This is a genomic window from Roseovarius sp. BRH_c41 (assembly GCF_000961715.1).
GTDB lineage: Bacteria > Pseudomonadota > Alphaproteobacteria > Rhodobacterales > Rhodobacteraceae > Roseovarius.
Genome location: NZ_LADY01000015.1, coordinates 56186 through 62528 on the forward strand (window position 1 = coordinate 56186; position 6343 = coordinate 62528).

At 63.6% G+C, this 6343-nt stretch carries 3 protein-coding genes; 2 read left to right on the plus strand and 1 reads right to left on the minus strand.

All coding sequences use genetic code 11. The features are described 5' to 3' along the window. Nucleotides 1-163: 163 nt before the first annotated feature. Nucleotides 164-1330: an acetylornithine deacetylase gene (argE, locus tag VR71_RS04435; RefSeq protein WP_045681547.1), complete on the minus strand. Its 1167-nt coding sequence runs from the start codon at nt 1328-1330 to the stop codon at nt 164-166. A gap of 319 nt (nt 1331-1649) precedes the next feature. Between argE and VR71_RS04440 the strand changes: the two genes are divergently transcribed. Further along, entirely contained in the window at nt 1650-4832 is a 3183-nt protein-coding gene (locus VR71_RS04440; RefSeq protein ID WP_045681549.1) for an Ig-like domain-containing protein, read from the plus strand. A 22-nt stretch (nt 4833-4854) separates the two neighbouring features. Continuing rightward, nucleotides 4855-6216 (plus strand): TolC family protein, encoded by a 1362-nt coding sequence (locus VR71_RS04445; protein WP_296429865.1) that lies wholly within the window; start codon nt 4855-4857, stop codon nt 6214-6216. Nucleotides 6217-6343 lie beyond the last annotated feature (127 nt).

Here is a 6343-nt window from a genome sequence, read left to right on the forward strand (position 1 = left end):
GGTGTGGCTGCGATTGTTTAAAATAAACACCTATGAGGCGCGACGAAATCCCCCTCAGGATACCTCAAGACAGGCGGCTGGCCTAGTGATTCTGCCGGTCGAGACCGCTGACCGCTTGTCGGCGGTGTGGTGTCGGGCTGCGTTCTGCGACCCGACTGTGATCCTAAGGGGTGACCAGCCTGTCCCCCAACCGCCCCAGCATGTCGAGGCACTGCTGGAGTTGGTCGAGCGCCAGATATTCGTCGGGTTTGTGCGCCTGATCAATCGAGCCGGGGCCGCAGACCACGGCGGACATGCCATAGCTCTGGAACAGCCCTGCTTCGGTGCCGAAGGGCACGAGGTCGGCACCATTGGCGCCGGTGAGTTCCATCATGATGTCGCGTGCCTCGTTCACCTCGGTGGGTTCCAGCCCGTCAACCTCGCCGATGATTTGGGTGGTCACCGTGGCCTCGGGGCAAATCTCGCGCATGCGGGGGAGGAGCATTTCCTCGCAGTAGCGGCGCAGGTCTTCTTTGACAAAGAGAGCGTCGGCGGCCTGAACGGGGCGCATTTCCCATTCGATAATGGCGTTGGACGCAATGACGTTATGGGCCACACCGCCCTTGAGCGAGCCGGTGTTGATCGTGGTCCAGGGCGGATCAAAGCGGCTGTCCTTGGGCGCGCGGGCGCGCAGGGCCTCTTTGAGTTCCAAAAGGCGATTGACGTAGCGCACGGCGTATTCGACCGCATTGACGCCCCGCTCCGGGGCGGAGCCGTGGCCAGCAAGTCCGCAGAACTGGGTGGTGTATTCGTAGCAGCCCTTGTGACCCTCGATCACGCGCATCGAGGTGGGCTCGCCGATGATGGCGACGCCGGGGCGGATGCCGCGCGCGCGCAGGCTGTCCACCAGCGCCTGTGCGCCGAAACATCCCACTTCCTCGTCATAGGTGAAGGCGAAGTGAATGGGACGGTCGCGCACCCGGTCGGCGAAATAGGGGGCCATGGTGACGGCGGCGGCGATGAAGCCTTTCATGTCGCAGGTGCCGCGACCGTAGAGATGCCCGTCGTGTTCGGTCAGCTCAAAGGGGTCAGAGGCCCAATCCTGTTCGGCGACGGGCACCACATCGGAATGGCCAGAGAGCACGATGCCGCCATCGACCTCGGGGCCGATGGTGGCGAAGAGATTGGCCTTGTGGCCGATGTCGTCGTGAAAGATGTCCACCCGCGCCCCGGCGGATTCCAAGCGGTGTCCGAGATAGGCGATCATGTCGAGATTGCTGAGTTCGGAGATCGTGGGAAAGGCGATCAAGTCGCGCAGGAGGCCCACGGTATCGGAAAGTTGGGTCGTCACGGGTTATGATCCTGTGATGGGGCGGGATTTGAAACTGTGTGACTGTGTTGGTGTGAGACCGGCCCGTCAACCCCCTGTCCGGCTGAAAGACGTCTTGAACATGCGTTTAACGTGTGCGGCGTGTTGCGTAAACGACCGCGCCGTGTGGTGCTGCGTGGCGAAATTGACTCGATTGGTCTATATCTATTGAAAATAGGCTTATTTTGAGGGTCACGCCCTAAAAACATCTAGCGATAGTGGGGGAAAAAAGATAATCGTGAAGCAATAAAACAAATCGACACACCAAAGTGTCGAGTCCTGAGGTTAGAGTGGTGGTGTTATGAAAGCGATTGATTTTATCGCCCGGACAGGTGTGGGTGAAGCGCAGCGTGGATTTCTTTCGGATCAAGGTGGCGTTACGGTCATCCCGGCGGGTCACGGACAAGAGATTTCCTTAAATCTGAGGCAGATGGATATTCAGGGGTTTTCCCGTGACGGGTCGAACCTTGTGATCACTCTGGCGGATGGTCGGGTTGTGCTGCTGGAGGGGTATTATTCCGACGCGGGCGCGCCCGCGAGCCGGCTCTTTATCAGTGCCGATGGCTATCTCAATGAGGTGACGCTGAGCGAGGGTGGCGATGGGCTGGTCTATGCGCAATACGGGCCGACCGAGCAATGGGCCAAGTGGAGCCCGGATGAGGAGCTGATCTTTCTCGGGGGTAACGAGATTATCGCACCGGCAGAGGAGGATGAGGTGTCGATGCTGGGGGCCGCGCTCTTGGGGGGCGGTGGTCTCTTGGGGATGGGCGGCGTCGGGGCTGCGGGGCTTGCTGCGGCCGCTGTGGTTGGCGGTGGCGGTGAAGGCGGCGGCGGTGCACGCCCGCGCATCGAGCCTAGGGTCAATGAAGATGGCACGATCAGCATCGGTGGGGACGCAAGCGATCCCTCGATCACGATTACCGGCGATGCCGAGCCGGGGTCCGAGGTCGAGGTGACGATTGGCGACCAGACGGTCACCACCGAGGCCGATGGGGATGGCAAGTGGGAGGTCGTCTTTGAGGACGAGACCTTCCCCGAGGATGGCGAGCATGATGTGGTCGTCGTGGTGACGGAGCCCGATGGCACCGAGACCACGCTGGAGGGGCCGGTTGTCGTGATCGACACCACGCCGCCTGACGTTGTGATCGAAGACGGTGTGGTCTCGACCGACGATATCGTCAATGCCGAGGATTACGCGGACGGGATCGAGATCACCGGACACGGTGAGCCGGGCGCGGATGTTTCCGTTGTGATCGAGGGTGTGACCGAGACCACGGTGATCGGTGAGGATGGTCAGTGGCAGGTGGTGTTCGACCCCGCCGATATTCCCGGCGGCGAGCGCGAGGTGGCGGTGGTGATCACCGCGACGGATGGGTTTGGCAATTCTACCGTGGTCACGGATGTGGTGGCGATTGATACGGTGCCGCATCCGATTGCGATCAATTCCGGTGCGGTTGGCGGCGATGGTGTCGTCAATCTGGTGGAAGAGGCGGCAGGCGTGGCGATCACCGGCACGTCGACGGCTGGGGCCACGGTGACGGTCACGGTCGAGGGCGTGTCCCGCGAAGTGGTCGTGGGCGCGGATGGCACCTGGACAGCCGAATTTGATCCGGGCACGCTACCGGCTGGGCAATATGAAACAGAGGTAACGGCGACCACGGTCGATGCGGCGGGCAATGCCAGCAGCACCAGTGGAACCTTTCGCGTTGATACCGAGGTGCGCGATTTCGGGATGACGGGCACGCCGGGTGGGTCCGATGGCGTGATCAACGCCGCTGAGCAGGGCGATGGGTTCACCATGAGCGGCACGGTCGAGCCGGGCTCGACGGTGAAGCTCACGTTCGGTGCGGCGGTGGTGGATGCGGTTGTGGCGGCGGATGGGCGTTGGACCGCGACATTCACCGGCGCGCAGATTGCGGGCGGCACCTATACCGGCGATGTTGTGGCGGTGGCCACGGATGCGGCGGGCAACGTCAGCGAGTTGCGCCAAGCGGTGAGCGTGGATACCGAGGCCGGTCTCTTGACGCTGAACGCCGGGGCGATTGCCGGTGATGGGGTGATCAACGGGGCCGAGGCGGGTGCCGGGGTGCTGGTTACGGGCACGGCCGATGCCTGGGCCACGGTGAGTGTCAGCCTCGACGGGGTTGAGCATACGGTGCAGGCGGATGGCGCGGGCCGGTGGCAGAGCCGCTATGAGAGCGCTGAGATCACGCGCGGCACCCATGTGCCCGAGGTGAGCGCGCGCACGGTGGATGCGGCGGGCAATCCGACCGAGGTGGATGCGACGGTGCGGGTGGACACGCAGGTCGACAACCTCAGCCTGAGCGATCTCAACCTTGCGATTGGGGCCGATGGGCGCGATGTCATCAACAATGACATTGCCACAGGCGGGTTCAACGTCACCGGCACGATCGAGCCGGGCAGCCGGGTGTTTGTCACCATCGACGGGGTGCAGCACGAGGCGCAGGTGGCGGGCAATGGCACTTGGGTGGCCAATTTCGGCCCCAACGAGATTGCATCCGGTGAGCGGGACGCGGCGCTGCGGGTCGATGTGACCGATGCGGCCGGCAATAGCGCCTTTCTGACCGATACGGTGCGGGTCGATACGCTGGTCAATGACCTGAGCCAAGATGGGCCGGTGACGCCCGACGATATCGTCAACATCTCTGAGGCGGCGGGAGGCGTGACCCTGACCGGGCAGGTCGAAGCGGGATCGAGCGCGGATGTGCGGATCTTTGGCAAGACCTATCAGGCGGCGGTGGATGCCAATGGCAACTGGTCGGTGACCCTGCCCGACGGGGATATCCCGCGGCAGGACGGTCAGGCCGCGATGGTGGTGTCTGCGACCGATTGGGCGGGCAATACCCGTGAGATCACCGGCAGTCTGACGCTGGACATGGTGGCGCCCGAGACGCCGGGGATCGTGGGCTATTTCCGGCAGGGCGATGGCTATCGCAATGCGACGGTGGAAACCAGCACCGATGATGTGAGCATCCATCAGGTCGATACGAGCGGCAATGTCCGCGAATTGGCGCTGGGCGAGCAGGTCAACCCGTTTACCGGCGAGACGGATTATTTCTTTCTCGACGGGGCGGGGCGGCTTTCACCGGTGTCGGATGGCTCGCAACTGGTGGTGACAAGCACCGACGCGGGGGGCAATACCGCCAGCACCTATGTGGTGCTGGATGAGACCAGCACATCGGTCGTCAATATCGCCAATCCCAACCTCAGCGTCTTTGACATCGAGACGATTGATCTGCGGTTCGGGGATCAGGCGCAGTTGAGCCTGAGCGAAGCGCAGGTTCTGGCGCTTTCGGGCAATGGCGACACGGTTCTGGTGCAGGGGGGCGCGGATGATCGCGTCACGCTGACCGGGGCCGAGGCTGCGGGCAGTACGGTGATCGACGGTCAGAGCTTTGACATCTACACGCTGGGCAATGATGCCACGGTGGTGGTGGATGAAGATATCCAGATCGTCACCTGATGCCGGATAGAGACGCGCGTCCATGCTGGCGCGCGTCTCCAACGACAAGGCCGAAACGGTCGGAGGACTATGTATGGGGACTGTAACGAGGGGACTGTTTCTGGCGGGGGCCTGTCTGGTGCTGGCGGGATGTCTGCGCGACGGCGGCAGCGACGATGCCGAGGTGTCGCGGGCGGCGGCGGGTCCGGATATGCGGCCCGATCAAGAGGCACGGGCCAAAGAGGCCGCGCAATCGGAAATCATCAGTGAGTTGCAGGCGCGGCGGTCGGTTCTGGTGCCGGGCAGCAGTTTTGATCAGGTGGCGGGGTCGGTTCTGGCCGCCTATAGCCGCAGCGCCGAGGCGGATTTGCTGAGTGCGCGGTTGCGGGTCGAGGCCGCGTCAAAGAACTGGTTGCCACGCATCGGCCCGAATATCAGCCTGACCAGTCTGAGCGATATTGTCAGCCAGTTGATTGTCGAGCAGGTGCTCTATGACAATGGCCGCAAGAAAGCCGAGCGCGCCTTTGCCAAGGCCGATGTCGAGGTGGCCGCCGTGACGCTGGCCGAGGATGTGAACGGGCGCGTGTTCGAGGCGCTGACGCTCTATCTGGCGGCGTCTCAGGCGCGCGAACGGTTGGCGCTGGAGCGGCGCACGCTGGAGGATATGAGCCGGTTCGAATGGATCATGTCGGAGCGGGTCAAGGGCGGGGTGTCGGATATGTCCGACCTCTATATCCTACGCTCGCGTCTGGCGGAAATCCGCGAGGTGATGGCGGAGCAGATTGAGGCCGAGGCCACGGCGCTGGCGGAGTTGAATGCCATGGCGGAGCGGCCCCTTGGGGCGGTCACGGGCCTGTCCGAGGTGTCGGTTGATGCGGGCACTATGCGGGCGCTCGATGTCTTGCGCGCTGTGGCCGAGGGCGAGCGTGACACTGCCGAGGCTGTGATGGCGCGCGCCGGGCTCTTGCCGGGATTGACGGCGGGGGGCACGGTTGGCTCTGGCGATACGAATTTCGGCCTCAACCTGCGGTCCGAGCAATTGCTGGGCTTGGGGACCGGCGCGCAGTTGAGAGCGGCGGATGCGGAGAAAGAGGCGGCGAGTCGTCGTCGCGCGCAGGCTGATGAAGACAGCAACCGTGTGGTGCAGCGGCTGGAGGGGCGTTTGAGTGCCCTGTCGCGGCAGGTGGGTGAGGCCAGTGTGTTGCGTGATACGGCGCAGGCGAACCTTGATCTCTTTCAGGCGCAATATGATGCCGGACAGCGCGATGTGATGGATGTTGTGGGCGTCTACGAGACCTTTGCCGAGCGGCAGGCGCGGGCGCTGGCGTTGAAATATGAGCTGGCATTGACGCGGCTAGAGCTTGCGCGGCATATGGGTGTGCTGGCGGAGGGGAGCCGGATTTGACCAAGGCCCCCGTTGCCCTGACGATCACCACTGGCGCGGGCGGGGCCGAGGCAAGCGGGCCGCCGCCCTCGCGGTTTGGCGAGCGGGCGTTGGCGCGGGCCAAGCTGGGCGTGGCCTATGCTGCGCT

Coding starts and splice junctions, on each gene's coding strand:
- VR71_RS04440 (WP_045681549.1), top strand. CDS start 1,650: ATGAAAGCGATTGATTTTATCGCCCGGACAGGTGTGGGTGAAGCGCAG.
- VR71_RS04445 (WP_296429865.1), top strand. CDS start 4,855: ATGCTGGCGCGCGTCTCCAACGACAAGGCCGAAACGGTCGGAGGACTA.